At 75.9% G+C, this 261-nt stretch carries 1 protein-coding gene; it reads left to right on the top strand.

Going from position 1 to position 261, the window contains the following annotated elements:
* Positions 1-261: lipid II flippase MurJ (locus C1I95_RS34380; RefSeq protein ID WP_325048897.1), on the top strand; the 261-nt coding region annotated here is incomplete at both ends.

Genomic DNA, 261 nt, shown 5'->3' with positions numbered 1-261 from the left:
CCCACCGAGGCGCCGCAGGTGTTCAACCTGGCGTTGACGGTCTACCTGCTGCCGTGGGCGGTGCTGGCGGTGCCGCTGGCCACCGCCGCGTACCCGACCCTGGCCGCGGCGGCGGCGGGCGGGGACGACGAGACGTACCGGGACACCCTGTCGGCGACCCTGCGGGGGGTGCTGCTGGCCAGTTTCCTCGGTGCGGCGGTGCTGGTCGGCGCGGCCGGTCCGATCGGCCGGTTCTTCCCCCTCAACGCCGAGGCCACCGCC

It is taken from the genome of Micromonospora craterilacus (genome assembly GCF_003236315.1).
Classification (GTDB): Bacteria; Actinomycetota; Actinomycetes; order Mycobacteriales; family Micromonosporaceae; genus Micromonospora; species Micromonospora craterilacus.
This window is presented reverse-complemented; position numbering and strand designations above follow the sequence as displayed.